Consider the following 26,752-nt stretch of genomic DNA (forward strand, 5'->3'; position numbering starts at 1 on the left):
GCGCTGTGCCTAGCGTCGCCGCCACGGCGCCGGCATGAGCTCATAACCGCAGCTTTGCATTCGCCGCCGCGCATGGCGCTATCGTCTCGGCTCCTCTTGCCGAGACCCTCCCATGTCCGACCCGAACTGGAAGCTGGAAACCATCGCCGTGCACGGCGGCTATCGTCCCGATCCGACCACGCGCGCGGTGGCGGTGCCGATCTACCAGACCGTGGCCTATGCCTTCGACGATACCCAGCACGGCGCCGACCTGTTCGACCTGAAGGTGCAGGGCAACATCTACAGCCGCATCATGAATCCCACCACCGACGTGCTGGAGCAACGCATCGCCGCGCTGGAAGGCGGCATCGGCGCGCTGGCGGTGGCGTCCGGGCAGGCGGCGGTGACCTATGCGATCCAGACCATCGCCGAGGCCGGCGACAACATCGTCTCCTCCAGCGCGCTGTACGGCGGCACCTACAACCTGTTCGCGCACACGCTGCCGCTGTCGGGCATCCACACCCGCTTCGCCGACTACCGCGAGCCCGACGCGTTCGCCGGGTTGATCGACGAACGCACCAAGGCGATCTTCGTCGAGTCGATCGGCAATCCGCGCGGCAACGTCACCGACCTGGAAGCGGTCGCCAAGGTCGCGCATGCGCACGGCGTGCCGCTGATCGTCGACAACACGGTGCCCACGCCGTACCTGCTGCGGCCGATCGAGTTCGGCGCCGACATCGTGGTGCACTCGCTGACCAAGTACCTGGGCGGGCACGGCACCAGCCTGGGCGGGGCGATCGTGGACTCGGGCAAGTTCCCGTGGGCGGCGCATGCGCAGCGCTTCCGCCGCCTCAACGAGCCGGACGTGAGCTACCACGGTGTGGTCTATACCGAGGCGCTGGGCGAGGCCGCCTACATCGGCCGCGCGCGGGTGGTGCCGTTGCGCAACACCGGCGCGGCGCTGTCGCCGTTCAACGCGTTCCAGATCCTGCAGGGCATCGAGACGCTGCCGCTGCGGATGGACCGGATCAACCAGAACACGCTGGCGGTGGCCAGGCACCTGCAGAGCGAAGCCAAGGTGGAGTGGGTGAACTACGTCGGCTTGCCCGGCCATCCGGAGCATGCGCTGGCGCAGAAATACCTGCGCGGACATGGCTCGGGCGTGCTCACCTTCGGCCTGCGCGGCGGCCGCGCCGCCGGTGCGCGCTTCCTCGACGCGCTGCAGCTGTTCACCCGTCTGGTGAACATCGGCGATGCGAAGTCGCTCGCCACCCATCCGGCCTCGACCACGCACCGCCAGCTGTCGCCGCAGGAACTGGAGCGCAGCGGCGTCAGCGAGGACACGGTGCGGCTGTCGGTCGGCATCGAGCACATCGACGACCTGCTCGCCGACCTGCGGCAGGCGCTGGCGCAGGCCTGAGCCAGGCGCTGGTAAAGGCCGGGAACGCTACCGACAGAACCAGCTCGGCCGCTGGCCGAGCTGGCGCTTGAACACCGTGGTGAATGTTGAAGCCGTCGCAGCCGGGTTCGACCATGCGTCGACGCCGTAGTCGTCGGCGGCCAGCCGTTGCTGCCCGCGCGATGGCCGCCGCCGCCCGCAAATGCAGGCCAGACTCAGACCTGGGCGAACCCGCCGTCCACGAACACTTCGCTACCGGTCATGAAGCTGCTCTCGTCCGACGCCAGGAACAGCGCCGTCGCCGCCACTTCTTCCGCGCGGCCGATGCGCTCCAGCGGGATCTGCGCCGTCATGCCGTCGACGATCGCCTCTTGCTGGCCGGTGCCGGAAAGCGCCAGATCCAGGCCCGGTGTCGCGATCGGCCCGGGCGACAGGACGTTGACGCGGATGCCGGTGCCTTTCAGGTCCAACGCCCAGCTCCTGGCGAAATTGCGCAGCGCGGCCTTGGTGGCGCTGTACACGCTGAAGGCCGGGGTGCCCATCGTGCCGGTCGTCGAGCCGGTCAGGATCACCGAGCCGCCGGCGCGCATCAGCGGCAGCGCCTTTTGCACGGTGAACAGCGTGCCTTTGACGTTGATGCCGAAGGTGCGGTCGAACGATTCTTCCGTGATCGCTCCGAGCGGCTGGAACTCTCCCAGCCCCGCATTGGCGAACAGCACGTCGATCCGGCCCTTGGCGGCTTCGACCTGAGCGAAGACGCGGTCCAGATCGTCCAGCCTTGAAATGTCGCCCTGGATCGCGACGGCGTCATGGCCGATCAGGCGCAGCGCCTTGTCCAGTTCTTCCTGCCGGCGCCCCACGATCACCACCTGCGCGCCTTCGGCCGCAAAGCGGATGGCGCTTGCCAGGCCGATCCCGCTGTTGCCGCCAGTCACCACTGCAATCTTGCCGTTGAGCCTGCTCATGTCTGCACTCCGAGAATGTCGAGGCGCAACTGTAGATCTCGGCTATTATTTTGAATAGTATGCACCGTTAGGTAAGTACCTTGGAGCGACCGATACCATGGCGAACAACAGCACCTTCAGTTGCGGGCTCGCGGCGGCCCTGGCCGTGGTTGGTGGCAAGTGGAAACCCCTGGTTCTCTACTATCTGGCCAAGCGTGCCCACCGCTACGGCGAATTGCGGCGTGCGATCGGCGGGGTGACCGACAAGGTGCTGATCCAGCAACTCAAGGAGCTGGAGCGCGACGAGATCGTTGCGCGCATCGACTTCCAGGAAATCCCGCCCAAGGTCGAATATTCGCTGACGCCTTTCGGGCAGTCCCTGGCGACCGCGCTGGGCGGGCTGTGCGAATGGGGCACCGAACACATGCGCACGGTCGAGCGCATCAGCGTACGCCGCATGCCCGCGTCGCCGGATCCGAGCCTGCCGCGCTGAAGGACACGCCTAACGGAAGAACTGGCTCGGCGGCTGGCCGAACTGGCGCTTGAACATCGCGGTGAACGCGCTGGGGCTGTCGTAGCCGAGTTCGACCGCCACGTCGATGACGCGGTCGCCGGCGGCCAGCCGTTCCAGTCCGCGCAGCAGGCGCTGCTGCTGCCGCCATTGGCCGAAGCTCATCTGCAACTCGCGCCGGCACAGGCGCTGGATGGTCTTGACGTCCACGCCCAGCCGTGCCGCCCAGTCGTGCAGGGTGGTGGCGTCGGCCGGGTCGGCATCGAGCGCGGCGCCGATACGCAGCAGGCGCGCATCGTGCGGTTGCGGCAGGTGCAGCGGCAGCGCGGGCAGGGCATGCAGTTCGTCCAGGATCAGCCGCATCAGGCGCCCGTCGCGCGATTCGGCGGCGTGGTCCCAGGGCACGCTGGCGGCGCTGCGGATCAGCGCTTCCAGCAGCGGCTCCACCGCCATCACCGTGGGCTGCGCAGGCATGCCGGCGATCGCGCCCGGGCGGATGTACAGGCTGCGCATCCCCAGCGTGCCGACGCAGCGCACGCTGTGCACGGTGCCGGCCGGCATCCACAGCGCGCGGGTGCTCGGCACCACCCAGTGGCCCTGGCCGGAGCGCACCACCATCAACCCGTACAGCGCGTAGACCAATTGGTGGCGCGCATGCCGGTGCGGGGCGATGACGGTGTCGCTGGGATAGTCGGAGGCCTTGCACACCACGTCGGCCGGCGCGTCGTCCACGCTCCACGCCCGCGGCGTTGCGGCGCTGAAGCTGTCCTTTTCTCGACGAGTGATGGGCATGTTGCGCAGGAAGGTCGCGACGGCACAGCCTACCATGCGCGCCGTCCCCCTCATCGCCCGGTCCGCCATGTCGAGCCCGCGTCCTGACGCCGCCGCCGTTCCCGCTGCCGCGCCCCGCCCGATCGTGGCTGGCGTGCTGGCCGCGATCACCTCCTCGCACCTGATCAACGACATGATGCAATCGCTGATCCTGGCGCTGTACCCGGTGCTGAAGGGCCAGTTCCAGCTCAGCTTCGCCCAGGTCGGGCTGATCACGTTGACCTACCAGCTCACCGCCTCGCTGTTCCAGCCGCTGATCGGGCTGCGTACCGACCGCCGCCCGGCGCCGTACTCGCTGCCGCTGGGCATGACCTCCACCCTGTGCGGCCTGTTGCTGCTGGCGTATGCGCCGAGCTTTGCGATGGTGCTGCTGGCCGCGGCGCTGGTCGGGATCGGCTCGGCGATCTTCCATCCGGAATCCTCGCGCATCGCGCGGCTGGCCTCGGGCGGGCGCCACGGGCTGGCGCAGTCGGTGTTCCAGGTCGGCGGCAACACCGGCACCGCGCTGGGGCCGCTGATCGCCGCGGCGGTGATCGTGCCCAACGGCCGCCACAGCGTCGCCTGGTTCGGCGCCGCGGCGCTGCTCGGCATCGCCTTGCTGTCCTACGTCGGCCGCTGGTACGCGCTGCACCTGCAGGCGGTGCGCGCCGCGCCGCGGCCGGCGGTGGCGGCGCCCGCGTTGCCGCGCAAGACCGTGGTGCGGATCGTGGCGATCCTGCTGCTGCTGATCTTCTCCAAGTATTTCTACATCGCCGGGCTGAGCAGTTACTACACGTTCTATCTGATCCAGCGCTTCGGGGTATCGGTGCAGAGCGCGCAATTGCACCTGTTCGCGTTCCTGCTGGCCTCGGCGCTGGGCACGCTGATCGGCGGTCCGGTTGGCGACCGGATCGGGCGCAAGCCTGTGATCTGGGTGTCGATCCTGGGCGTGGCGCCATTCGCGCTGGCGCTGCCGTACGTCGGCCTGCATGCGGCGACCGCGCTGACCGTGCTGATCGGCTTCGTGCTGTCCTCGGCGTTCTCAGCGATCCTGGTGTACGCGCAGGAAATGATGCCCGGCCGCATCGGCACCATCTCCGGGCTGTTCTTCGGCTTCGCCTTCGGCATGGGCGGGCTGGGCGCGGCGGTGCTCGGCCTGCTCGCCGACCGCGAGGGCATCGTGTTCGTGTACCAGGCGATGTCGTATCTGCCGCTGCTGGGCATCGTGGCGGCGCTGCTGCCGGCGCGGCGCGTGCCGCCGCCGGACAGGTTGTAACCGCGATCGCGCAAGATCGGGACCGCCACGCGGCCGCCGCCATGGGAGGCTGTGATCCTCGTCCATCGGAGCCCGCCATGAACATCGCCGTACGCCACGCCTACGCACGCGCCATCGAGCGCGTCATCGCGCACCTGCAGCAGGTGGTACAGGACAACGCACCGTTGCCGGACCTGGCCGAGCTGGCGGCGGTGGCGCACCTGTCGCCGTTCCATTTCCATCGCATCTACCGCGCGCTGACCGGCGAGACGGTCGGCCGGACCGTCGCCCGGCTGCGCCTGCTGTGCGCGCTGCAGCTGTTGGGCGGCACCGCGCGGCCGGTCAGCGAGGTGGCGTTGGCGGTGGGCTACGAGACCTCGCAGGCGCTGGCGCGCGCGTTCCGGCAGGCGCTGGACGCCACCCCGAGCGAACTGCGCGCCGCGCCGGAACGGCTGCAGGCCAAGCAGCGCGAACTGGCACAGCCGGTGGTGGCGGTCGACGCCGCGGCACCGCTGCAGGTCAGCGTGCTGACCCTGGCGCCGTTCGAGCTGGTGGTGCTGCGCAAGCGTGGCGCCTTCGACGATCTCGACCGCGGCTTCGGCCGGCTGTTCGCCTGGGCGATGCGCGCCGGCATCGCCGAGCGGCTGGAGCGGCTGGTGGGCATTCCGCTGGGCGACCACCGCGACCTGCCGCCGCGCGAACTGGAATTCGACTGCGCGATGGGATTCGCCGCTGCGGTCGATCCGCCGCCGCCGCTGCAGCGGCGTGTGCTCGGCGGCGGCCTGTACGCGGTGCTGCGCCACGTCGGCCCCTACCACGAGCTGGACGCCGAGGTGGACCGGTTGATCGCCGGCTGGCTGCCCGGCAGCGGCCATCTGCTGCGCGATCAGCCGCTGCACTTCCATTACCTGGACGATCCGGAGGAAGTGCCGGCGTCCATCCTGCGCGCGGACATCTGCGTGCCGGTGCAGGCCACCGGATGACCGCAGCGGCGCCGCGCGGCGTCGTCGGGATCCCGGTCCCTGCCTCTCCCGCGACAGCCGCCGCGTAACGGGAACGGTTCGACCCTAGGCCGGCGTGGTCTGCTTGCGCAGTGCGCGGTACGGCGGCGTCGCCATCACCATTTCGGCCAGCGAATAGGCCAGCTCGCGCTCGGCCAGCACCGTGCCGTCGGCGCCGTGGTCGAGCAGGTGCTTGACCTCGGCATCGCTGTGCGCGCGCGCCAGCAGGGTCAGTCCCGGATTCAGCGCGCGCAGCTTGGCCAGCGCCTCGCCGGCCTCCAGCGGTTGCGGGATCGCCAGGATCGCGATCTTGGCCTTCTCCGGATGCGCCTCGGCCAGCACCCGGTCGGCGGCGGCGCTGCCGCGGATGCCGGGGATGCCGTCGGCATGCGCGCGTTCCACGTGTTCGCGGTTGTCGTCGATCACCAGCACCGGCACGCCGCGCTCGCGCAGCACCGCGGCCAGGGTGCTGCCGACCCGGCCATAGCCGATCACGATGGCATGGTCGACCAGGTCCAGCGACGGCCCCGGCGGCAGTTCCGCTTCCACCGTCACCGGCGCGTCCACCGCCTGCCTGGCCTGCCAGCGGTCCAGCCAGGTGAACAGCAGCGGGTTGGCGATGATCGACAGCAGCGCGCCGGCCAGGATCAGGTCGCGGCCGGTCTCGGGCAGGATCGCCAGGCTCACCCCGAGCCCGGCCAGGATGAAGGAGAACTCGCCGATCTGGGCCAGGCTGGTGGAGATGGTCAGGGCGATGCCGGTGGGATGGCCGAACGCGCGCACGATCACGAACGCGGCCAGCGACTTGCCCACGGTGATGGTCAGGAACGTGGCCAGCACCTGCCACGGATGCTCGAGCAGGATGTGCGGGTCGAACAGCATGCCGACCGAGACGAAGAACAGCACCGCGAACGCATCGCGCAGCGGCAGCGAATCGCTCGCCGCCTTGTGGCTGAGTTCGGACTCCTTGAGCAGCATGCCGGCGAAGAACGCGCCCAGCGCGAACGACACCCCGAACAGGGTGGCCGAGCCGAACGCCACGCCCAGCGCGATGGCCAGCACCGACAGCGTGAACAGCTCGCGCGAGCCGGTCGCGGCGACCTTCTCCAATACCCACGGGATCGCGCGGCGGCCGACCACCAGCATCACCACCACGAACGCGGCCATCTTCAGCAGGGTGATGCCCAGCGCGCCGAGGATCGCGCCGCTGCCGGCGCCCTTGCCGCCGAGCGCGTCGGCCAGCGCCGGCAGCAGCACCAGCGCCAGTACCATCACCAGGTCCTCGACGATCAGCCAGCCGACCGCGATGCGCCCGCGCTGGGTTTCCAGCAGGCGCCGCTCTTCCATCGCGCGCAACAGCACCACGGTGCTGGCCACCGACAGCGCCAGGCCGAACACCAGCCCGTGCAGCGTCGGCCAGCCCATGCTCCAGGCCAGGCCCCAGCCGAGCAGGGTGGCGACCGCGATCTGCGCCAGCGCGCCGGGGATCGCGATCCACTTCACTTCCATCAGGTCTTCGAGCGAGAAGTGCAGGCCCACGCCGAACATCAGCAGCATCACCCCCAGTTCCGACAGCTGGTTGGCCAGCGCCTGGTCGGCGACGAAGCCGGGAGTGAACGGGCCGACGCAGATGCCGGCCACCAGATAGCCGACCAGCGGTGAGAGCTTGAGGCGATGGGCGAGCGCGCCGAGGACGAAGGCGAGGGCGAGCCCGACCGCGATGATGTCGATGAGGCTGGTGTCGTGATGCATTCAGATTCGCAGAACAGGGATGCCCGGAGTGTGGCCGATACGGCTTTTGTCGGCAAATTCCGGCCAATCGGCCGAGTTACGGAGAACGCCTGCTCGCGCGTCGCGTCGCGTCGCATGACGCACGGCCGCCGCCTGCTTGTGGCCACGACACCTTGCGACAGCATTGGCTTTCCGAGCGCTGCGACGTTGCCGGCGGCCGCTGACCGCGCCCCGGCATGTGCTCCCGATCGACGCTGCAGCGGCGGCGGCGGGGCACATCGGCGCTTCGGCAAACATGCGTCGCGTTCGCATTCCCGCGCTATCCCGTTCTGCGCCCGCAGTCGGCCGCTCCGCCCGATTGCAGTAAAGCCGCTCCGTTCCGACAAAACACCGACATCGCCGCCTGGATATCGGGTTACACAGCATCTCGGACGCCGCCGCGCCAATATCGGCGGCACTCTCACACAAGCGTGATACGCGAAACCGTCAAAATTGCGCCGGGCCGGGAAGACGTCGAATGAGAAGCCTGTCCCAGGGCTCCTCGCGATCGCTGCAAACCCCCGCCAGGCAAGGGGTTGCCGCGATCGCGCGCGCTGCAAAATGTCTACTGTGCGGGTTCGCGGCGTGCTGTATGTTTGCGCCAATTGGGCGTCCTGCCAAGGATCAAGGTGGCATGGCAACACTGAAAAAATTCGCTGGCGGCATCCTTCTGAGTGCGCTGTATTGCGCGCTCTACATGACCGTGTGGCGCTGGTCGGTGGACCAATGGTTCCTGCCGGCGGGCGTGCGCGCGGCGGCGTTTCTGTTCCTGCCCTACCGGCTGTGGCCGTATGTGCTGCTCGGCGACGCCGCCGCGTTGCTGGCGATGCGCGTGCCGATGGCCAACCACGACGGCGTGAGCGAAGTGTGGGCGTACCTGAGCCCGTTCCTGGTCGCGCCCTTGTTCGCGTTGCTGCCCTGGGCCTTCCGCAGCCGCTTTCCCGCCGCCACGGCCGTACAGCGCTGGTTGCCGCTCCTCACCGTGAGCCTGGCGCTGTGGGGCCTGCTGGTCAACAAGTCGGTCAACGCGATGTTGGACGGGCCGGCCGCGTTCATCACCCTGGAGCACAGCGTCAGGTACTGGATCGGTAGCTATCTGGGCATCCTGATGTTCTTCCTGCCGGCCTTGCTCTGGCTGCATCGCAAGACCGACAAGGCCGTGCCCAGCAAACTGCTGCGCGACTCCGCGATCGCGGTGCTCGCGGTGGCGGCGATCTTTGTGCTGGCGATGAGGACGCCGGGCCTGTTGCATCAGGTCATCTTGCTGATGCTGCTCGTGCCCGGCGCCTGGCTGACGCTTTCGCACGGTTGGCGCGGCTCGGCGGTAGGCGTGGTGCTGGCCAACCTGGCGGTGGCCATGTCGCTGCCGCGCTCGAACTATTCGGGCGCCTACGACCAGCAGGGATTCGACGTGCAGATGCTGATCGCGGTCGCCGCGACCCTGCTGTTCGTGCTCGGCGCGAAGATTTCCAGCGCCTTCCGCCAGGCGCGGCATTTCGGCTATGCCGAGCAGCAGGCGCTGCAGGTGGCGCAGGCCAGCTACATGTCCGCCGAACGCACGCTGCGCAACCGGGTGATCGAGTACACCGATATCCATGTCCACCTCAACAAGCTGCGCCGCGACATCGCCTCCTCGCTGAAGGAGCGCGGGCACTACGCCGCGGCCATGGAAATGAACCGCACCGGGGTGATCCAGGCGCAGCTGCTGGACGACTACGTCGCCGCGCTGTATCCGCTGGACATCGAGACCCATGGGCTCTACGGCGCACTGAGCTCGGTCGCCTTCGCCAATGCCTGCGATACCGAGGTGGAGACGCGGTTGCGCGGCGAATCGCGGCAGCTATCGATCGGTCTGCAACTGGCGGCGTACCGCTGCGTGCTCAATGCGATGGAGATCCTGCCGCGCGGCGGCCGGCATCGGATCACGGCGCGCGTCTGGAATGGGCGTGGCCGGCGCGGGCTGGTGGTGGCGATCGCCGCCGATCCGGCGCTGCTGCTCGACACCGGCGCAGGCAAGAGCACGGACGAGATCGAGTGGGAACTGGCGAGCCGGCTGAAAGCTCATGACGGCACCTGTCGGCGTCGCCATGAGCTGAAGATCAGCTTCCTCGTCTCCGAACCCTCGGAGCGGCGCCCCCTCACTTCTTGATGGTGACGGTCCACGCGTCGCCGCTGGCGGTGCTGGAGCGCTGCACGGTGAAGTAGCGTGCATCGTAGAGCACCATGCCGCGGCTCTGGTCCAGCGTATCGACGATGCTGACCCGGTCGACGTCCTGGCCCATCGGCGTCACCCAGGCCGTGTTTTCGATGCGCGCCACGGCGCCGCGGACCTGGCCGTTGGCATCGTTGATCTGCAGGTAGGTCACCCCGCCGCGCTCGAATTGATAGATGCTCACGGTGGCGTTGGTCGACAGATTGGTTGCGGCCGGCATGCTTTCGCCCAGGCCTTGCGTCGCGATGTGGCTACCGCCTCCGGTGGGGCAGCAGGTCTGCGCGTGGGCGGCCGTGGCGAATGCGGAGCACAACAACACTCCCGAGGCCAGCGCCGCGGTTTTCGAGATATTCCAGTCCATAGCTTGTCCTTCCCCTGCTAAGGGTTTTTATCGCCTGCCGTTCAGGCGATTCCACCTTACGCGAGTCGCGGCGGACAGCTGTTGACAAATATCGGGTAGATAAACGGAGTTTTAGCCTATGCCATTGATATCCCGCATATTGTGAGGATGTCTACCGAAGTAACTTCCTCCCGTTCTTAATCTGTGTTAGCCGGGCGAGTTAATCGGCAGGCGGCAGCCGGCATTAATGCGCGATGGCCGCTTACGCAGCGCGCGGCAGGCAAAAAAGCCCCGGCGAACCGGGGCTTTTCTATCCGCTCAGCGGCCGGCGCCGCATCGGCTAGGCCGTACCGACCCGGCTCACCATTTGAAGTTGACGTTGGCGTAGGCGAACGCACCGTTGAAGCCGAACGGCGAGGAGGTGCTGTACGGCAGGTAGGTGCGGGTGCCCGCGCCGGCGCGCGACTGGTCGGGGTATTCGTCGAGCACGTTGTCGCCGCCGATGGTGAAGTCCCAGTTGCCCAGCTTGTAGCTGGCGGCCAGGTCCAGCGTCCACTTCGCCGTATAGGTCTGGTCGGCCGCCGGCGTGGTGCCGAAGTCGGTGAACTCGCCCCAGCGCGTGGCGGTGGCGGTGAATGCCCAGTTGCCCGGCGCCCACACGCTGCTGAGGAAGAACTTGTCGCGTGGCGCGCCCTTGGTGATGCGGCCGATCTCGGCGCGGCCGATGCGCACCGCGGTCGGGTCGATCGCCTCCAGCACCGCCGGGTTCTCGGCGATCTTCTCGATCTCGGTCTTGTTGTAGTTGTAGCCGGCGGTCAGGTCCAGGTTGCTGTTGCTCAGCGCGATCTTGTAGGTGCCGACCGCGTCCACGCCCTGGGTCTTGGTGTCGATGGCGTTGGTGAAGTAGCGGCCGCCGCCGATGCCGGCGTAGCCGTTGGCCTGCAGGTAGTTGCGCACTGCGGTGGAGGTCAGGTTCTCCGACAGCACGATGCGGTCGTCGATGTCGATGCGGTAGGCGTCGACGGTGACGTACAGCGCGTCGACCGGTTGCAGCACCAGGCCCAAGCCGTAGTTCTTCGATTTCTCCGCCTTCAGCGGCTCGGCGCCGAGCGCGACCGCGGCCGGATTGTCGGTGCGGAAGGTGCCGATCTCGAACGGCGTGGCGGTGATGCTGCCGTCGGGCTGGGTGACGTTGATGAAGTTGGTGGCGATGGACTGGAAATACTGCTGCTGCAACGACGGCGCGCGGAAACCGGTGGAGGCGGTGGCGCGCAGCGCGATCTTGTCGGTGAAGGCGTAGCGCAGCGACAGCTTGCCGGTGCTGGTGTCGCCGAAATCGCTGTAGTTCTCGTAGCGCCCGGCCAGGCCGGCGGAGAACTTGTCGGTGATGTCGCCTTCCAGGTCGACGTAGGCCGAATAGCTGTTGCGGTCGTAGTGGCCCGAATCGCTGGGCTTGAAGCCGGCGTACACCTGCGCGCCCGGCAGCAGCGTGCCGTTGGCCGAGGGCACCCCGCCATTGAGGTAGGAGGCCACGTCGCCGGGCGATTCGTTGAACTTCTCGCCGCGCCACTCGCCGCCGAAGGCCAGCGTGACCGGATAGGCCAGGCCGATCTCCAGCGACTTGCTGAAGTCGGCGTTGAGCAGGTTCTGGGTGACTTCCAGCGAACCGGCGTAGAAGTCGGTGGGGCTGCTCAGGCCCATGCTGTTGTTGAGGCTGTTCTTGACCTCGAAGCTCAGGTCGTTGCGGCCGTAGTTGTAGCTGATGTCGATGCCCAGCCCGCCCTCGGTGCTGGCCTTGAAGCCGCCGACCCAGGAGACGTCTTTGCTGACGTTGTAGATCTGCGGCAGGAAGCCGCCGGGGTAGATCTCCGGACGGTTGCGGTTGTCGCCGGACCAGCGGAAGTAGCCGTTGGACAGCACCTCGCGGCGGCTGAGCATGCCGTAGGAATAGAACGTGATGTACTCGGCCGGGCTGTACTGGCCGTTGTAGGAGAACGCGCCCTGGTCGATGTCCGGATCGCCGTAGCGCTGCTGCACTTCGCCCAGGTACGGCTTGGCGCGGTCGGTCTGGTCCTGATGGCCGGCCTGCGCGGCGAAATGCACCGCACCGTTCTCGCCGAACTTGACCCCGGCATCGCCGGACAACTGGTACTGCTCGCCGTCGCCGGCGCTGTACTTGCCGTAGCGCGCGGCGATGCTGCCGCCATCGCCGCTGCCCTTGAGCACGATGTTGATGACCCCGGCGATGGCGTCGGAGCCGTACTGCGCCGAGGCGCCGTCGCGCAGCACCTCGATGCGCTCGACCGCGGCGATCGGAATGGTGTTGAGGTCGGCCGGCGACGAGCCGCGGCCCTGCGCGCCGTTGAGGTTGACCAGCGCGGTGGTGTGGTAGCGCTTGCCGTTGACCAGCACCAGTACCTGGTCGGGCGAAAGCCCGCGCAACTGCGCCGGGCGCACCGCGTCGGAGCCGTCGGTGATCGCCGGGCGCGGGAAGTTCAGCGACGGCACCGCGCGCGACAGTGCGGTGGCCAGTTCGGTGGTGCCGGTGGACTGCAGCATTTCCGGCGAGATGATGTCGATCGGCGAGGCCGACTCGGCGACGGTGCGGTCGGCCACGCGGGTGCCGGTGACGATCACGGTATCCAGCGTCTGTGCGCTGCTGGACGTGCTCTGGGCGATGGCGGGCGCTGCGGAGGTGGTCAGGGCGAGGGCGACGGCGATAGCGAGAGGATGGGACGTGCGGTTCATCGGTGGGCGGCTCCAGAACGGGGGAGGTCGCCGCCAGATTCGCCATCACCCCCTCCCGGGTGTCGCGCGCATGGCGAACGTGGCGGCTGTCCAGTGGATTACCGGGATATGTCAGGTGTGTCAATGTTCCGTTAAACCTTGTCGCGTGGTTGCAAGTGCAACGACCGCCGCGACACTTGCGCCAGCGACGATGCGGCCGTTCGCCGCGCTTGTAGACAAAACCGGGCGGTGTCGTCCGGCGGGGCGGTAGCAATGCGTTGCGCTTCGCGCGTCGCGCCGCGTGCCGGCAAAGGCCGGCGCCACTCGCACGGCGGCGGGCGATCACACTGGAGGATGTGCGTAGCGACGCGCCGCAAGCGCGCGCGTGAGGGATGAGGAAACTTGATCAGGCCGACGCTGCGTCGCTTTCAACAGTTCGCTCCGCATGTGCCGCAGTCGCTCAACGTCATTGCCGAGGATGGCAAGTCGACGCACGCATCGACGTGTTTCCCCGCGCCTCCCGCATGCGCAGGTTCGGCGTGCCTTGCAGCGCGATGGCGGCCTTGCGCGCGCGCTTCCTCAATTGGATCGTGGATCGCAGCCCGGCAGCTGCAGTCGGCTCAGAAGCTGATCTGCACCGCGTCGGCACTGCGTTGTGCCGGCCCGTGGAAGACGGCTTCGATGTTGTTGCCGTCGGGATCGAGCACGAACGCCGCGTAGTAGGCGGGGTGATACGGGCGCAGCCCCGACGCGCCGTTGTCGCGTCCGCCATGCGCGAGCGCGGTACGGTGGAAGGCGTCGACCATCGCGCGATCGCGTGCCTGGAACGCGAGGTGGTGGCGTCCGGTCAGCTCGCCCTGCGCAAGCGTGCTGCGGTCGGACACGAACAGTTCGTCGGCCCAGAAATAGCCCTCGCCCTGGCCACCGAGCGGGATGCCCAGTTCGCCGAGCACGGCGGTGTAGAAGGCCTGGCTCGCCTGCAGGTCGCGCACCACCAGGTGCAGGTGGTCGATCAGGCGCCCGCGGTACAGTCGCTCGGTTTCCATATGCATGCTCCGCCGAAGGAAGGTGGCGCGTGTGATACCACCGTTCCCGCCCCGGTTTGTTCAGGTCGTGTGGATGCGAGACGCCGGCGTGCAGCGCAAGAACGAGCACGCCCCGGACCGGCCGGGGCGTGCTCGTGGTGCGCTAGGCGCGTGGGCCTACCAGCGGTAGTTGATCCGCCCGTATACGTAAGCGCCATTGAAGCCGTACGGCGAATAGTTGCTGTACGGCAGCATGCCGTAGGTGGAGTTGACCAGGTTGGTGGTCTTGTCCGGATACTGGTCCAGCAGATTGTCCGCGCCCAGGGTCAGGGCCCAGTTGCTGCTGGGCTTGAAGCTGGCCGAGGCGTCCACCACCCAGCTCGCGTCGTAGGTCTGGTCGCGGGCGGCGCTGGCCGAGTTGCGCACGGTGAAATCGCCGTAGCGCGTGGCGGCCAGGTTGAAGTCCCAGCGCTGCAGCTTCCAGGTGCCGCTGAGGATGAGCTTGTCCTTCGGGAAGCTGTCCTCCAGGCGGCCGATCTCGTCGCGGCCGAGGATGGTCTGGGTCGAGCCGATCGCCGCCAGCGCCTGCGGCTGTTCGACCGCATCGGTGATCTCGGTCTTGCTGTAGCCGTAGCTGGCGGTGAGGTCCAGGGTACTGGCCGCGAACGGGATCGTGTAGGTGCCGACCAGGTCGACGCCGCGGGTGCGGGTGTCGGCGGCGTTGGCGAAGTAGCGCACGCTGGTGACGTTGGCGTAGCCCAGGCCCTGCAGCTGCGCGAGCACGGCGGCATCGTTGAGGTTGGAGGAGAGCAGGATGCGGTCGTCGATCTTGATCTGGTACGCGTCCAGGGTCACGTACAGTCGCTCGACCGGTTGCAGCACCAGGCCCAGGCTGTAGGACAGCGAGGTCTCGGCCTTCAGCGGCGCAGCGCCCAGCGCCTGGGCCACGGCGCTGTCCACCGGGAAGGTGCCCGATTCGAAGAAGCTGCCGTTGATGTAGTTGCTGGTCACCGCCTGGTACTGCTGCTGCGCCAGCGATGGGGCGCGGAAGCCGCTGGCCACGGTGCCGCGCAGCGCCACCTTGTCGGTGAAGGCGTAGCGTGCCGACAGCTTGCCCGAGCTCTTGCTGCCGAAGTCCGAGTAGTCCTCGTAGCGGCCGGTGAGGCCGGCGGAGAACTTGTCGGTGAAGTCGGCTTCCAGGCCGGCGTAGACGGCGTAGTTGTGGCGGTCCGAATGCACTGCGTTGGCCGGGGAGAAGCCGGCGAAGCCCTGCGCGCCGCCGGTGGTGCCGGTGTAGGACGCCGCTTCGCCCGGCGACTGGTTCCACTTCTCCTGGCGGTATTCGGCGCCGAAGGACAGCGTGACCGGGTAGGCCAGGCCCCATTCCAGCGGCTGGGTGAAGTCGGCGTTGAGGATGTTCTGGGTGTACTCCAGCGCACCGTCGTAGAAGCTGCTCGGGCTGTCGGTGCCCAGGCTGTAGTTGATGCTGTTGCGGGTGTTGAAGCCGATCTTGTTGTAGCCGTAGTTGTAGCTCACGTCCCAGCCGAAGCCGCCCGCGGTGCTGCCCTTGAGCCCGGCGACCAGCGAGCGGTCCTTGGAGGACTGGTCGATTTCCGGCACGTAGCCGTCGGGGTAGGTCTGCGCCAGCAGCGCGCTCTGCCCGTTGTGGTTGCGCGAGCGGTAGAACGCGAACGAGGTGATGTCGCGGTTGCTGGCGATGGCGGTGGCGTAGCCGGTGACGTTGTCGCTGAAGCGGAACTCGCCGTTGGCCGAGACCGCGCTGGCGTCGACCTGCGGATCGCCGTAGACGAAGGTGGTTTCGCCGATGCCGGGATAGTTGCCGGTATTCGGCGCGACGCCCTGGTACGGGCCGGCGCGGTTGGTCTCGTCCTGCTGGCTGATCTGGCCGGCCACGTGCAGCGTGCCGCGGCCGTCGCCGAAGCTGACCCCGGTGTCGCCGGAGAGCTGGTACTTCTCGCCGTCGCCGGCCGAGTACTGGCCATAGTCGACTGCCAAGCTGCCGCCCTGGCCGGCGCCCTTGAGCACGATGTTGACGACCCCGGCGATGGCGTCGGAGCCGTACTGCGCCGAGGCACCGTCGCGCAGCACTTCCACGCGCTCGATCGCCGCGATCGGAATCGCGTTGATGTCCACCGCCGAAGCGCCGCGGCCGATGCTGCCGTTGACGTTGATCTGTGCGGAGGTGTGGCGGCGCTTGCCGTTGACCAGCACCAGCACCTGGTCCGGCGACAGCCCGCGCAGCTGCGCGGGGCGGATGCCGCTGGTGCCGTCGGTCAGTGCCGGGCGCGGGAAGTTCAGCGAGGGCAGGGCGCGCGACAGCGCGGTGGCCAGTTCCGAGGTGCCGGTGGACTGCAGCGCTTCGGGGGTGATGATGTCGATCGGCGACTGCGATTCGGCCACGGTGCGGTCGCTGACCCGGGTGCCGGTGACGATGACGGTGTCCAGGGTGCTCGGCGTGGCGCTGCCGTCGGCGTTCTGGGCGAAGGCGGGGACGCCGACGAGGACCGCGACGACGGCGGTCGCGAGCCGGGAAACAGGGTACTTCATGGATTCTCCAGACAACGGGTGGGCCGCGAGGGCCGGATAAGTGGGGGAGCGGGCGGCGCGGGGTGCCACAAGCGGGGTGGCAGGGTGGCGCGCGGGTCCCTGAGCGTCAATTATTCGTTAACGGTAGAATCGTGTCCCAGGAAGCATGCTCATCTGCATATTCCCAACCGTTCTTTGGACGCTCTCCCCCGATGATTTCGTTACGTAATTTCGCCATGCGCCGCGGCGAGCGGCTGCTGTTGTCCAATGTCGATCTGACCCTGCATGCCGGCTACCGCGTCGGCGTGGTCGGGCGCAACGGCACCGGCAAGTCCAGCCTGTTCGCGGCGATCCGCGGCGAGCTGGAGGCCGACAAGGGCGACGTGGAGCTGCCCGGCAAGCTGCGCACCGCCAGCGTCGCCCAGGAGACCCCGTCGCTGCCCGATCCGGCGCTGGACTTCGTGCTCGGCGGCGACACCGAGGTGGCCGCGGCGCTGCAGGCCGAGGCCGACGCGCTGGCCGCCGAGGACTGGGAGGCGGTCGCGGCCGCGCACGTGCGCCTGGAAGAGGTCGGCGGCTACGACGGCACCGCGCGCGCCGGCAAGCTGCTGCATGGCCTTGGCTTTCCCGCGGCGACGCATTCGCGCCCGGTCAAGGATTTCTCCGGCGGCTGGCGGGTGCGGCTGAACCTGGCGCGGGCGCTGATGATGCCCTCGGACCTGCTGCTGCTCGACGAGCCGACCAACCACCTGGACATGGACGCGGTGCTGTGGCTGGAACAGTGGCTGCTGAAGTACCCCGGCACGCTGCTGCTGATCAGCCACGACCGCGAGTTCCTCGACAACGTCGCCACCCACACCCTGCACCTGCATGGCGGCGGCGCCAAGCTGTACGTGGGCGGCTACACCGATTTCGAGCGCCAGCGCACCGAGCAGCTGCGCCAGCAGCAGATCGCGCACGACAAGGAACAGGCCGAGCGCGCGCACCTGCAGAGCTTTATCGACCGCTTCAAGGCGCAGGCCAGCAAGGCCAGCCAGGCGCAGAGCCGGATGAAGCGGCTGGCGAAGATGGCCGGCACCGAGGCGGTGCGCGCCGAGCGCGAGTTCCGCATCGAGTTCGCCCAGCCCAATCGCCTGCCGCATTCGCTGATCCGACTCAACCATGCCGACTGCGGCTACGGCAGCGAGGTGATCCTGCGCCAGGCCGGCTTCGGCCTGGAAGCGGGCGACCGCATCGGCCTGCTCGGCCCCAACGGCGCCGGCAAGTCGACCCTGGTCAAGAGCCTGGTCGGCGAGATCCCGCTGCTGAGCGGCGAGCGCAGCGCGCACCCGGACCTGCGCATCGGCTACTTCGCCCAGCACACGGTGGAATCGCTGCACGAAGGGCAGTCGCCGATCGACCATTTCCGCGACATCTCGCCGGACGCGTCGATCCAGGCGTTCCGCGACTTCCTCGGCAAGTGGAATTTCCCCGGCGACCGCGCCTTCGAAGTGGTGGACGGTTTCTCCGGCGGCGAGCGCGCGCGCCTGGCGCTGGCGCTGATCGCCTGGCAGCAGCCCAACGTGCTGCTGCTCGACGAGCCGACCAACCATCTGGACCTGGAGATGCGCGAGGCGCTGGCCGAGGCGCTGAGCGACTTCGAGGGCGCGATCGTGATGGTCTCGCACGACCGCCACCTGATCGGCCTGGTCTGCGACACCTTCTGGCGCGTGGCCGACGGCGTGGTCGAGCCGTTCGCCGGCGACCTGGACGAGTACGCCGCGTGGCTGCGCAGCCGCCCGGCCGCGCAGGGCACCAAGCAGAAGATGGCCGAGGTCGCGCCGACCCCGCCGCCGCCGGTCAAGCCGCTGCCGGCGAAGAAGCCGCCGAACCCGCACAAGCTCGCCGCCGCCGAGAAGCGCGTCGGCGAGCTTGAGGCGGCGCTGGCCGAGCTCGATCGCCAGCTGGCCGATCCCAAGCACTACGCCGATGCCGAAAAGATGGCGGTGCTGGGCCGCGACCGCGAAGCCACCGCGCAGCAGCTGGCGCAGGCCGAGCAGGCGTGGATGGAACTGATCGAGGGCGCGTGAGCGGCGGCGCTTGCCTGCGGCGCGCTGCCTGGCGCCGCACGTGCGCGCCGGTTCGCTAAGCTGTGGCGCCACGCCAGCAAGCAGGGAGCCAACCATGATCAGCGGCATCATCAGCGTGGACGACTATCTTGGCGCGCAACGTCTGCATACCCGGCATCAGCTGCGGCGCGCCTTGGCGGTGCTGGTGGTCGTATTGCTGGTCGGGCTGGTGCTGGTGCTGTCGCTGCCGTCCGCGGCCACGGTGTTCGGTGCCTTGCTGATCGGCGCCGCCGGCGGCGGGCTGATCGGCCTGGGCGTCACGCGCGCGTGGATACTGCCGCGCAAGGTGCGGCGCCTGCACGCGCAACAGGCCACGCTGCGGCACGTCGTCACCTATGCCTGGAACGAGGCCGAAATAGAGGTGTCGTGGTCGGGCGGGCAGGCGCGCCATCCCTGGGCCGACTACGTCCGCTGTCGCGAGAACGCGCAGGTACTGCTGCTGTACCACAACGACATGCTGTTCGAGCTGGTGCCCACCTCCTGGTTCGCCGATGCCGCCCAGCACGAGGCGTTTCGGCGCCTGGCGTCGCGCGTGGGGGCCTCTGCCGCACGCGCTGTGTAGCTGCGGCCGCAGATGGGTGTGCGAACACGGGTGACGCGTCGCGGCAGAAGTGGAGCGTGCGCCCGCGGCGTGTGCAGGGCGGCGCGCCAGACCGTTGCCAGCTCGCGCGTCCCGATCAGGCGCCGGCGTTTAGGGAGTGGCTCAGGCGGCGGCGCTGGCCACGACCAGCAGGCCGCCGGCGATGGCGGCCCAGTCCAGCGGCGTGCGCGAGCGCAGGCTGCGCAGCGACGGGCGCGCGGTCGGCGTCGGCCGCAGGCTGGCCTTGATCGCCATCAGCGCCAGTCCGGTCGCGCTGAGCGCCCAGTGCCATTCGCTCGCGCCGCTGCGCAGGAAATAGGCCAGGTGCAACAGGCACAGGCAGGCCAGCGCAGCGGCCAGGACGACGTCGCGAGAGACCAGGGCCGGACGCGCGGCCATGACGATACGGTTCATTGCGTGTTCCCCCCAGGAACGTGATCGCCTTCCCCTGGCGCACATTGCAACTGCGACCCTGATCATAGTTCGGCGTTCGGCCGGCCGCCAAGTGGCAGTGCACAAATTTTTCACGCGGTCTGGTGTGGGGGTCTGCACGGCTCCGGCGCGCTCGCGGACCTGCGGTTTCGTGCGGCGAAGGCGGTAGCGCCGGACCGAAGCGCGGGGGCGAAACACCGCTCAGCGCGCCACCTGCTGCCCCTGCTCCTGCAGCCACTCGCGCAAGCGGCGTCCGGCGTCGCTTTCCGCGCGCGAGCGCAGGCGGGTGAGCCAGTAGCGTCCGGCGTCCAGGCGGGTCGGGAACGGCGCGACCAGGCGCCCGGCATCCAGGTCCTGCGCGAACAGGCGCAGCGGCAGCAAGGCCACGCCGGCACCCGCCGCCGCGGCGCTGGCCAGGGTCAGCGACGAGTCGCAGATCGGCCCGCCGGCGACCAGTTCGGGCGCGCCGGCCGCCTGCAGCCAGCGCGGCCATTCGTCCAGCCGGTAGGAGCGCAGCAACGGCACGCCGCCCAGGTCGGCCGGTGCGCGCAGCGCGCGCGCCAGTGCCGGCGCGCACACCGGGGCGAACGGCGCATCGAGGATCGGCGTGGCGCACTGGCCTTGCCAGTCGCCGTCGCCGAAGCGGATCGCCAGGTCCAGGCCTTCGCCGGCCAGGTCGACGCGGTTGTTGTGGGTGTGCACGCGCAGTTCGATGTCCGCATGCGCGGCGTGGAAGGCGTCCAGCCGCGGCAGTAACCAGCCGACCGCGAACGTGCCGACCACGCCGAGGCTCAGCGTCTCGCGGTAGCGGCCGCCGGCGAAGCGCTGCAGGGTGGCGGCGATGCGGTCGAACGTCTCGGTCAGCACCGGGTGCAGGCGCTGGCCCTCGTCGGTCAGGGCCACGCCGCGCGGCAGGCGCTGGAACAGGACCACGCCCAGCCGCTCCTCCAGCCGTTTGATCTGGTGGCTCAGCGCGGCCTGGGTCACGCACAACTCGGCGGCGGCGCGGGTCAGGTTCTGGTGGCGCGCGGCTGCCTCGAAGGCGCGCAGGGCATTCAATGGCAGCTGCGGGCGGATCATCGTCAGGAATTAGTTCTGCTCATGGCTGCGATTGAATAACCTCGCTGGTGGGCGGCGGTCAAGCTGCGCATCATCGTCGCTTCCGACGGAGGTGGACGATGCTGGCGAGACGACAATTTTTGCAGGGGATGGGGTTGGCGGCGGCAGCCCTGGCGGTCGCGGTGGCGGACGCGAAAGCGCCGCAGAGCAAGGCGCCGGACCTGGCGCAGCGGCTGGCCGTGATCGAGCGCGGCAGCGGCGGCCGGCTCGGGGTGACGCTGCTCGACGGCAACGGCGCGACGCTCGGCGGGCAGCGCCAGGACGAGCGTTTCCCGATGTGCAGCACCTTCAAATTTCTATTGGCGGCGGCGGTGCTGCAGCGGGTGGATCGCGGCGAACTGACGCTGCAGCAGCGCGTGCAGATCCGCGCGGCGGACATGCTGTCGCACGCGCCGGTCACCGAGCGCCATGTCGGCGGCGCGCTCAGCGTGGCCGAGCTGTGCCAGGCGACGATGATCTTCAGCGACAACCCGGCGGCCAACCTGCTGTTCCCGCTGGTCGGCGACCCGCCGGGGCTGACCCGCTTCCTGCGCGGGCTCGGCGATACGCAGACCCGCTCCGACCGCCACGAGCCGGAGATGAACCGGTACGCCGCCGGCGACCCGCGCGATACCACCACCCCGGCGGCGATGGCCGCGACCCTGCGCGCGCTGCTGCTCGGCGATGCGCTGCAGCCGGCCTCGCGCAAGCGGCTGACCGATTGGATGATCGACAACCGCACCGGCGACGCCTGCCTGCGCGCCGGGCTGACGCCTGCCTGGAAGATCGGCGACAAGACCGGCAGCAACGGCGTCGACACCCGCAACGACATCGCCATCGTGTGGCCGCCGGGCCGGCGCACGCCGTTGCTGCTGACCGCCTATCTCAATGGCGCCAAGGTCGACGACGCCGCACGCGACGCGGCGCTGAAGGCGGTGGCGGTCGCGGTACGGGAAACGCTCGCGGATTGAACGCCTGGCGTGTCCGGTCCGCGCAATGCATGTAGTCGGCGATGGGCTTCGGCGACAAGCGGTGGCCGTCCGGACTTCGCCATCGCGGCCTCTCCGAGCGAAGGCGGGGCGCTCAACCGGGCGCGGCGAGCTCGGCCACCTCGCTCTGGTGCATCTGCGCCGGCCCGCCCATGGCCGGATCGCTGACGCTGGCCTTGCCGGTTTCCACGCGCCCGGCCAGGCGCTGGCGCGCGCGGTCCTGCACCAGCCACAGGTCGTACCAGCCGCCGGTCGGCGCCGCTTTCCAGGCGAGCCGCCGCTGCGCGCCCGGGGCCACGCTCAGGCGGTCGTGCGGTTGCGCCTGCGCGTAGGCGCCCGGCTGCAGTTGCACGTGCAGGGCGCTGTCGCCGGGATTGCGCAGCAGCAGGCACAGCGCCTGCGGATCGTCCGCGTCCTGCGCGATCTCGGCCTGCAGCAGCGGTGCGTCGAGGTCGCCGCGGTAGTGGCGGTGGAAGCCGTTGGGGCCGAGCAGCCACAGGTCGTAGCGGCCGTCGTAGGTGGTCCAGGTCGCGTCCAGCGTCGCGCCGCCGCCGACCGTGTAGCGCCGCGGAATCGCCGCCAGGTCGTAGCGGTCGTAGACGTGCAGCACCGCGGCCGCGCCGGCATTGGCCATCCGCAGCCGCACTTCGCCGCGCGCGTCCACGTGTTCGAACTGCACCGTCGGGCGATACGGCAATGCGCGCGAGCGGCGCACGCCGAACGGCTGTTGCGGGGCCTGCACGGTGGCCGGCAGCGGCGGCAGCGCATGCTCGCGCAGGGCGGCCGCGCGCGCCGCGGCGGCGCTCACGTCGGGCAGCGCGGCGACGAACGGGCGCGTATCGGCCTGGCGGAAATCGAAGGCGTCGAGCAGGTCGCCGCAGACCGCGCGGCGCCATGGCGTCAGTCCGCTCGCGGCGACGCCGAAGCGGCGTTCCAGCAGGCGCAGCACCGAGGTGTGGTCGTAGACCTGCGAGTCGATCCAGCCGCCGCGGCTCCACGGCGAGATCACGTACAACGGCACCCGCGGGCCCAGGCCATAGGGCCGGCCGCGCAATTCCGGCAGGTCGGCCTTCTCGTCGCCCGGCGCCGGATGCAGGTGGTATTCGCCGTCGGTGCTGACCGTCGAGGCGCCGGCCCAGCCGCCGGCCGCGGCCGGATCGGGCGAGGGTGGCGCCGGCGGCGGCACGTGGTCGAAGAACCCGTCGTTCTCGTCGAACATCAGCAGCAGCGCGGTGCGCGACCAGACCTGCGGATCGGCGGTCAGCGCGTCGAGCACGCGCGCGGTGTAGGCCGCGCCTTGTGCGGGACTGGACGGATCGGGATGCTCGCTGCCGGCGGCGTCGGCGATGATGAAACTCACCGCCGGCAGCCGCGCGGCGAGCACGTCCTCGCGCAACTGCGCCAGCGTGCGCGTGCCGACCCCGCGTTCGCGCAGCTGCGGATCGTGGCCGGGCGCGCCGCGCCAGGCTGCGCGGAACGGCGCGAAGCCGGCCAGCGGGTTGTCGGTGAAGTTGTCGGCCATGTCCTGGTAGATCTGCCAGGACACGCCGGCCTGCTGCAGCGCTTCGACGTAGCTGGGCCAGCGGTAGTCCTGCGCATGTCCGCCCAGTTCGGGGAAGTTGTCGTGCGAGTTGGCGATCACCGGCCCGCCGGCGCGCGCATGCGCATCGTTGTGGCCGGTCCACAGGAACACCCGGTTGGGATTGGTGCCGGCCTGGATCGCGCAGTGGTAGGCGTCGCACAGGGTGAAGGCCTCGGCCAGCGCGAACTGGAACGGCAGGTCGTCGCGTTCGTAGTGGGCCAGCGCATGGTCGCGCTTGGCCGCGGTCCAGTGGCCCATGCGGCCGTGGTCCCAGGCCTGCTGCGCGTTGGGCCAGGTGTGCGGCGTGCCTTGCACGCGCATGGTGGCGAAGTCGCGCGCGGTGTGCAGCGGGAACGGCGCCAGCAGCCGGCTGCCGTCCGCGCTGGGCTGCAGCCAGACGCTGCGCCGTGCCGCCTCGGGCAGCGGCGGCGCCGGGATCGGGAAGCGGTCGCCGAAGCCGCGCGCGCCGGGAAAGCTGCCGAAGTAGTGGTCGAAGGCGCGGTTCTCCTGCATCAGGATCACCACGTGCTGCAGGTCCTGCAGGGTGCCGCTGCGTACGTCCGGCGCGATCGCCGCGGCGCGGGCGATGCTGGGCGGCAGCAGCGCTGCGGCGGCACCGGCGACGCCGGCCTGCAGCAGGCGGCGGCGGGGAAGATCGGTCATGGCACGGGCACCGGCAGGACGGAACGAAGAGGGCTCGCCGACGGCATCGCGCCGCCGGCGAGGGCGCAGCATGCGGGCTGCGCGATTACAGATCCAGCGTCAGGGTCAGGCCGACCGTGCGCGGTGCGGCGATGAAGGCGCTGTCGCTGCCATCCACGCCTTCCAGGTAGCGCTTGTCGGTGAGGTTGCTGACGTTGAGGTCCAGCTTCACCCCCTGCAACTGCGCCGACAGCTGCGACAGGCTCAGGCCCAGGTGCGCGTCGAAGGTGGTGACGCCGTCCAGGCTGGCGCTGTTGGACGCATCCAGGTAACGCTTGCCCAGGTAGCGCCCGGAGATGCCGAACGCCCAGGCCTGGCCCTGCCAGTCGGCCGAGGCGACCAGGGTATTGCGCGGCTGGCCGATCACCTGCGAGCCGGGGGTGATCTCCAGCGCCGTGTCGCGCGCCGCGTCGCCGCTGCCCAGGTAGGTCGCCTTGTTGAAGGTGTAGGCGCCGTTGATCCGCCAGCCGTTGTCCCAGCCGTAGCCCAACGCCGCTTCCACGCCGCGCGCGTGCACGCCGCCGAAGTTCTCGTAGACGCCGTCGGTCTCGCCCAGATAGTCGATGCCGTCGACGAAGTTGGCCGGCACGTAGACGATGCGGTTGTCGAAACGGATGTCGTACACGGTGACGCTGCCGGTCAGCGGCCAGCGGCTGATGCGCAGGCCCAATTCGACGTTGTCGGCGGTTTCCGGCTTGACCCGGCTCAGCGCCACCGGGTCGGTCTCGCCGAGCACGCCGGAGGGGATCGCGGCGAAGTTCTGCGAGTAGCCGGCGAAGGCTTCCAGGCCCTTGACCGGCGTGGTCCAGGTCAGGCCGGCGGAGAACAGCGGATCGGAATGCGCGTCCGATGCGGCGTGCTGGCTGTCGCCGATGCGGCGGTCGCGGGTCTGGTCGACGAAGAACTGCTTGACGCCCACGCGCCAGGCGAAATCGCCGTAGCGCATCAGGTCTTCGACGTAGTACATGCGCTCGTCGGTGTCGTAGCGGTCCTTGAACTGCACCCAGTACGGGCTGTGGTCGAAGGCGATGTTGGTGCCGACGTTGAGCAGCCGGTGCCAGTCGCGGGTGACGCTGCGCTGGTACTTCTCCAGCCACACGCCGGCGCGCACGGTGTTGTCGATCGCGCCCAGCGCGGTGCGCAATTCGGCATCGGCGGTGAACCCGGCGCGCTCGTTGTCGTAGTGGCTATGGCGGTAGGACTGCACCGCTTGCGAACCGGCCGGGTAGCAGGCCGGGTCGGACTCGGCCGGCAGCGTCGCGCTGCCGCTGCAGCCGGCGCGCATGGTCGCCGCCGCGCCGCTGGGGGTGACGAAGTAGATCTTGCCCAGGTCGCTGCCGCCGTACACGGTGCGCCCGCCCCGGTATTCCGATTCCGGATTGCCGCTGCCGTCGTCGCTCACGTCCACCAGGTACGGTGGGATCCAGTCGCCGCGGCCTTCCAGGCGGTGCGCGTAGCCGGCCAGCGTGGCCTTGAAGCCGTTGCCGCCGTCGAACGCGCCGCGCAGGTAGCCGAAGGTGTTCTTTCGGAGTGCGCGCGAGCCGGAACGGTAGTTCTGGTCCAGATAGGGAATGCCGGTCAGCGTGCCGGTCAGCAGGTCGTGCTCGGGATCGCGCGCGAACTGCTCAGGGGTGACGCTGGTGTATTCCGACTCGTCGGCGTCATCGTAGGACAGGTAGCCGCTCAGTTTCCATGCGCCCAGCTCGCTGTCGAACTTGCCGGCCAGGTGGTCGCGGGTGGTGTGGCCGCTGCCGTCGATCCAGTCGTCGTTGCTGCTGTGCGAGGCGCTGAGCCAGGCCTTGGTGCTGCCGATCAGGCCGGTGTCGTAGCGGGCGTAGTACTTGCGCGCATCGTTGTCGCCGATGCCCACCGCTACGCGCACGCGCTGCGCGTCGAGCGGCTCGCCGGTCAGGTAGTTGAGCGTACCGCCCAGCGCCTCGTTGGAGCGCGAGGCGATGTCAGCGGTGCCTTGGCTGACTTCCACCGTCTCCAGGTCCAGCGGATCGATGAAGCGGTTGGCCTTGGCGCCGCCGCCGTAGGCCGAGCCGCCATTGGGCAGGCCGTCGATGGTGGTGCCGATCTGCTGGGTGTCGCGGTTGCTGACGAAGCCGCGCATGCTGATCTGCGTGCCCCAGTCGGAGGAGCCGAACGCGTCGGCCTCGGTCACGATCACGCCTGGCAGTTCGTTGAGCACGTCGTTGACGCTGCCCATGGCGAACTGGCGGTCGAGCATTTCCTTGCTGACGCTGGTCTTGGCGTAGGTGGTGGCCTGGCCGACGACCTGGACCTGCTCCAGGGTGGAGACCTGCTCGCCGGCATCGGCGGGGGCCGCGGGAGCACCGGCGTCGCTGGCGGCCTGGGCGTGGGCGACCATGGCTGACAGCAACATGGCCAGTGTGGTCCGCCGCGGGACACGGAAACTTTTCGGAAAATTCATCAAGGGTGAACGCTTGCATGTGGGGGACCGCGATGGTGTCGGCGCATGGTTGCGTGGATGTGACTGTCGGTTTGCGGCCTTGTGCGCATGCCTCTGCGGTGGCGGCGCGCTCGGCTGCTCGGGGCTACGGCCCCTTTGGTGGAAGGTGCCCGAAGGGCGGATGAGGGTACGGACGCAGCCTCGTGCGCCCAGCGGGTCGCTTCGCGCCGGACCCTCACCCCAACCCCTCTCCCGACGGGAGAGGGGCTTAAGGCAGGTCGCGGCTTTTCCTTCTCCCCTCGGGAGAAGGTGCCCCGCAGGGGCG

18 protein-coding genes and 1 pseudogene are annotated in these 26,752 nt (G+C 69.3%); 8 read left to right on the forward strand and 11 right to left on the reverse strand.

Going from position 1 to position 26,752, the window contains the following annotated elements:
• Positions 1 to 112: 112 nt before the first annotated feature.
• On the forward strand, positions 113 to 1,399 hold the full coding sequence (locus J2Y70_RS19425) for an O-acetylhomoserine aminocarboxypropyltransferase/cysteine synthase family protein (RefSeq protein WP_309921325.1): 1,287 nt from the start codon (positions 113 to 115) through the stop codon (positions 1,397 to 1,399).
• Positions 1,400 to 1,593: 194 nt separating this feature from the next.
• On the opposite strand, the gene J2Y70_RS19430 is transcribed toward J2Y70_RS19425, so the two are convergent.
• Positions 1,594 to 2,343, reverse strand: coding sequence for an SDR family oxidoreductase (locus tag J2Y70_RS19430; protein ID WP_309921328.1), 750 nt, complete (start codon positions 2,341 to 2,343; stop codon positions 1,594 to 1,596).
• Positions 2,344 to 2,440: 97 nt separating this feature from the next.
• Between J2Y70_RS19430 and J2Y70_RS19435 the strand changes: the two genes are divergently transcribed.
• Positions 2,441 to 2,815: a helix-turn-helix domain-containing protein gene (locus J2Y70_RS19435; protein ID WP_309921330.1), complete on the forward strand. Its 375-nt coding sequence runs from the start codon at positions 2,441 to 2,443 to the stop codon at positions 2,813 to 2,815.
• 9 nt (positions 2,816 to 2,824) lie between these two features.
• Here J2Y70_RS19435 and J2Y70_RS19440 read toward each other — a convergent pair whose 3' ends face one another.
• Positions 2,825 to 3,625: a helix-turn-helix transcriptional regulator gene (locus J2Y70_RS19440; protein WP_309921333.1), complete on the reverse strand. Its 801-nt coding sequence runs from the start codon at positions 3,623 to 3,625 to the stop codon at positions 2,825 to 2,827.
• Between the two features lie 67 nt (positions 3,626 to 3,692).
• On the opposite strand from J2Y70_RS19440, the gene J2Y70_RS19445 reads away from it, so the two are divergent.
• Together J2Y70_RS19445 and J2Y70_RS19450 are read left to right on the forward strand one after the other, a co-directional pair.
• A complete protein-coding gene (locus J2Y70_RS19445; protein WP_309921337.1) occupies positions 3,693 to 4,919 on the forward strand; it encodes an MFS transporter in 1,227 nt (408 codons plus the stop codon).
• A 77-nt stretch (positions 4,920 to 4,996) separates the two neighbouring features.
• Positions 4,997 to 5,881, forward strand: a complete 885-nt coding sequence (locus J2Y70_RS19450) for an AraC family transcriptional regulator (protein WP_309921339.1) — start codon at positions 4,997 to 4,999, stop codon at positions 5,879 to 5,881.
• An 84-nt stretch (positions 5,882 to 5,965) separates the two neighbouring features.
• Here the strand turns inward: J2Y70_RS19450 and ybaL are convergent, their stop codons facing one another.
• Positions 5,966 to 7,651 carry a YbaL family putative K(+) efflux transporter gene (gene ybaL, locus J2Y70_RS19455; protein WP_309921342.1) on the reverse strand — a complete coding sequence of 562 codons (1,686 nt, stop codon included), beginning with the start codon at positions 7,649 to 7,651 and terminating at the stop codon, positions 5,966 to 5,968.
• A gap of 652 nt (positions 7,652 to 8,303) precedes the next feature.
• Here ybaL and J2Y70_RS19460 point away from each other — a divergent pair.
• Complete coding sequence (locus J2Y70_RS19460) at positions 8,304 to 9,818, forward strand: MASE1 domain-containing protein (RefSeq protein ID WP_309921345.1); 1,515 nt, start codon at positions 8,304 to 8,306, stop codon at positions 9,816 to 9,818.
• Here the strand turns inward: J2Y70_RS19460 and J2Y70_RS19465 are convergent.
• From J2Y70_RS19465 to J2Y70_RS19480, 4 genes are all read right to left on the reverse strand, one after another.
• Positions 9,808 to 10,101 carry a hypothetical protein gene (locus J2Y70_RS19465; RefSeq protein ID WP_263395416.1) on the reverse strand — a complete coding sequence of 98 codons (294 nt, stop codon included), beginning with the start codon at positions 10,099 to 10,101 and terminating at the stop codon, positions 9,808 to 9,810. The two genes, J2Y70_RS19460 and J2Y70_RS19465, sit on opposite strands and share 11 nt — an antisense overlap.
• A 480-nt stretch (positions 10,102 to 10,581) precedes the next feature.
• Positions 10,582 to 12,969, reverse strand: coding sequence for a TonB-dependent receptor (locus J2Y70_RS19470; protein WP_309921350.1), 2,388 nt, complete (start codon positions 12,967 to 12,969; stop codon positions 10,582 to 10,584).
• 599 nt (positions 12,970 to 13,568) lie between these two features.
• Positions 13,569 to 13,994, reverse strand: coding sequence for a VOC family protein (locus tag J2Y70_RS19475; RefSeq protein ID WP_309921353.1), 426 nt, complete (start codon positions 13,992 to 13,994; stop codon positions 13,569 to 13,571).
• Positions 13,995 to 14,150: 156 nt separating this feature from the next.
• Positions 14,151 to 16,541, reverse strand: coding sequence for a TonB-dependent receptor (locus tag J2Y70_RS19480; RefSeq protein WP_309921356.1), 2,391 nt, complete (start codon positions 16,539 to 16,541; stop codon positions 14,151 to 14,153).
• Between the two features lie 191 nt (positions 16,542 to 16,732).
• Here J2Y70_RS19480 and J2Y70_RS19485 point away from each other — a divergent pair, with 191 nt between their 5' ends.
• Both J2Y70_RS19485 and J2Y70_RS19490 read left to right on the forward strand, forming a co-directional pair.
• Complete coding sequence (locus tag J2Y70_RS19485; RefSeq protein WP_263395412.1) at positions 16,733 to 18,589, forward strand: ABC-F family ATP-binding cassette domain-containing protein; 1,857 nt, start codon at positions 16,733 to 16,735, stop codon at positions 18,587 to 18,589.
• Positions 18,590 to 18,683: 94 nt separating this feature from the next.
• Positions 18,684 to 19,190 carry a YcxB family protein gene (locus tag J2Y70_RS19490; protein ID WP_309921361.1) on the forward strand — a complete coding sequence of 169 codons (507 nt, stop codon included), beginning with the start codon at positions 18,684 to 18,686 and terminating at the stop codon, positions 19,188 to 19,190.
• Positions 19,191 to 19,331: 141 nt separating this feature from the next.
• On the opposite strand, the gene J2Y70_RS19495 is transcribed toward J2Y70_RS19490, so the two are convergent.
• Both J2Y70_RS19495 and J2Y70_RS19500 read right to left on the reverse strand, forming a co-directional pair.
• The gene (locus tag J2Y70_RS19495; protein ID WP_263395410.1) at positions 19,332 to 19,622 is read right to left on the reverse strand and encodes a hypothetical protein; all 291 of its coding nucleotides are present in this window, start codon (positions 19,620 to 19,622) and stop codon (positions 19,332 to 19,334) included.
• A 219-nt stretch (positions 19,623 to 19,841) separates the two neighbouring features.
• A complete protein-coding gene (locus tag J2Y70_RS19500) occupies positions 19,842 to 20,720 on the reverse strand; it encodes a LysR substrate-binding domain-containing protein (RefSeq protein WP_309921364.1) in 879 nt (292 codons plus the stop codon).
• Positions 20,721 to 20,920: 200 nt separating this feature from the next.
• On the opposite strand from J2Y70_RS19500, the pseudogene bla reads away from it, so the two are divergent.
• Positions 20,921 to 21,709: pseudogene (bla, locus tag J2Y70_RS19505) on the forward strand (class A beta-lactamase); the annotation flags it as partial.
• Positions 21,710 to 21,821: 112 nt separating this feature from the next.
• On the opposite strand, the gene J2Y70_RS19510 reads toward bla, so the two are convergent.
• Positions 21,822 to 23,972: a phosphocholine-specific phospholipase C gene (locus tag J2Y70_RS19510; RefSeq protein WP_309921366.1), complete on the reverse strand. Its 2,151-nt coding sequence runs from the start codon at positions 23,970 to 23,972 to the stop codon at positions 21,822 to 21,824.
• An 85-nt stretch (positions 23,973 to 24,057) separates the two neighbouring features.
• Positions 24,058 to 26,448 carry a TonB-dependent receptor gene (locus J2Y70_RS19515; RefSeq protein ID WP_309921369.1) on the reverse strand — a complete coding sequence of 797 codons (2,391 nt, stop codon included), beginning with the start codon at positions 26,446 to 26,448 and terminating at the stop codon, positions 24,058 to 24,060.
• Positions 26,449 to 26,752 lie beyond the last annotated feature (304 nt).

The sequence above is a fragment of the Xanthomonas sp. 1678 genome, assembly GCF_031455575.1.
Lineage (GTDB): Bacteria > Pseudomonadota > Gammaproteobacteria > Xanthomonadales > Xanthomonadaceae > Xanthomonas_A.

Bases quoted from the DNA above. Each gene is read 5' to 3' on its own strand.
- J2Y70_RS19495 (WP_263395410.1), bottom strand. From the start codon at position 19,622: ATGAACCGTATCGTCATGGCCGCGCGTCCGGCCCTGGTCTCTCGCGAC.
- J2Y70_RS19435 (WP_309921330.1), top strand. From the start codon at position 2,441: ATGGCGAACAACAGCACCTTCAGTTGCGGGCTCGCGGCGGCCCTGGCC.
- J2Y70_RS19450 (WP_309921339.1), top strand. From the start codon at position 4,997: ATGAACATCGCCGTACGCCACGCCTACGCACGCGCCATCGAGCGCGTC.
- J2Y70_RS19490 (WP_309921361.1), top strand. From the start codon at position 18,684: ATGATCAGCGGCATCATCAGCGTGGACGACTATCTTGGCGCGCAACGT.
- J2Y70_RS19500 (WP_309921364.1), bottom strand. From the start codon at position 20,720: ATGATCCGCCCGCAGCTGCCATTGAATGCCCTGCGCGCCTTCGAGGCA.
- J2Y70_RS19515 (WP_309921369.1), bottom strand. From the start codon at position 26,448: ATGAATTTTCCGAAAAGTTTCCGTGTCCCGCGGCGGACCACACTGGCC.
- ybaL (WP_309921342.1), bottom strand. From the start codon at position 7,651: ATGCATCACGACACCAGCCTCATCGACATCATCGCGGTCGGGCTCGCC.
- J2Y70_RS19470 (WP_309921350.1), bottom strand. From the start codon at position 12,969: ATGAACCGCACGTCCCATCCTCTCGCTATCGCCGTCGCCCTCGCCCTG.
- J2Y70_RS19510 (WP_309921366.1), bottom strand. From the start codon at position 23,972: ATGACCGATCTTCCCCGCCGCCGCCTGCTGCAGGCCGGCGTCGCCGGT.
- J2Y70_RS19430 (WP_309921328.1), bottom strand. From the start codon at position 2,343: ATGAGCAGGCTCAACGGCAAGATTGCAGTGGTGACTGGCGGCAACAGC.
- J2Y70_RS19425 (WP_309921325.1), top strand. From the start codon at position 113: ATGTCCGACCCGAACTGGAAGCTGGAAACCATCGCCGTGCACGGCGGC.
- J2Y70_RS19480 (WP_309921356.1), bottom strand. From the start codon at position 16,541: ATGAAGTACCCTGTTTCCCGGCTCGCGACCGCCGTCGTCGCGGTCCTC.
- J2Y70_RS19465 (WP_263395416.1), bottom strand. From the start codon at position 10,101: ATGCCGGCCGCAACCAATCTGTCGACCAACGCCACCGTGAGCATCTAT.
- J2Y70_RS19440 (WP_309921333.1), bottom strand. From the start codon at position 3,625: ATGCCCATCACTCGTCGAGAAAAGGACAGCTTCAGCGCCGCAACGCCG.
- J2Y70_RS19445 (WP_309921337.1), top strand. From the start codon at position 3,693: ATGTCGAGCCCGCGTCCTGACGCCGCCGCCGTTCCCGCTGCCGCGCCC.
- J2Y70_RS19485 (WP_263395412.1), top strand. From the start codon at position 16,733: ATGATTTCGTTACGTAATTTCGCCATGCGCCGCGGCGAGCGGCTGCTG.
- J2Y70_RS19460 (WP_309921345.1), top strand. From the start codon at position 8,304: ATGGCAACACTGAAAAAATTCGCTGGCGGCATCCTTCTGAGTGCGCTG.
- J2Y70_RS19475 (WP_309921353.1), bottom strand. From the start codon at position 13,994: ATGGAAACCGAGCGACTGTACCGCGGGCGCCTGATCGACCACCTGCAC.